This is a genomic window from Lentimicrobium sp. S6 (assembly GCF_013166635.1).
Taxonomy (GTDB): domain Bacteria; phylum Bacteroidota; class Bacteroidia; order Bacteroidales; family UBA12170; genus UBA12170.
The window spans coordinates 1-693 of the sequence record NZ_JABKBZ010000248.1 but is presented as its reverse complement, the minus strand read 5'-3'; the positions used below and the strand labels follow the sequence as shown (position 1 = coordinate 693).

General features: G+C 32.6%; 1 protein-coding gene. It reads right to left on the bottom strand.

What is annotated here, in order from left to right; translation table 11 throughout:
- The coding region (locus tag HNS40_RS22580) for a tyrosine-type recombinase/integrase (RefSeq protein WP_172284703.1) at positions 1-485 on the bottom strand (485 nt) is incomplete at its 3' end.
- Positions 486-693: the final 208 nt, after the last annotated feature.

Below are 693 nucleotides of genomic sequence, written 5' to 3'. Positions count from 1 at the left end.
AGATCAACATCTTTAATCAGTAGGTTTGTCACCTCAGAAATGCGCATTCCGGTATCGTAAATAAGACCAAACATGATTTTCTCCCTTATGTGAACAGGAGCTTTTATTAGTTCTTTTGTTTCCTGTTGAGAGAGTACGGTAATAAGTTTTTTTGGTCGGCCTATTTTGGGCAGTTTTAGCAAAAGCTCTTCTTTGTCAAAAAGAAAGTACAACTTACGCAGACCATAAACTAAATGTTTATATGAACTTAATGCATCCGTATCCTTTTGCATCAGGTAATACAGATACTCTTCCAGCTCATCCATGTCTAAAACTAGCGGATTTTTCATGTAATAAAGTGCCAGTTTAGCTATTTGGCGTAAATAATTTTCGTGTGTAGACTTTGATCGTCCATTAATAATAAGTTTACGTTTGAACTCTTCTCCCATAGCTCTAAAGCCATCAACTTTGTTGCAGGCTTCAGAATAAATAGTAATTTTACTCATGATTTAATTTTATTAAATTATTAAACATGAGATTTATACGTATTCAATACGAATTTAAATCGAAAGCTACCTCCCTTTGGGCATTAGCGTTAACTTAAGCTGTCTATTTTTTTAAGTTACAGATATACATATGATTACAAGACTATTTCTTTCTGACTTCTTTGTTTTTTACTCTTTTTAATACAAAGGTGTTTTTATCTTCAAGCAC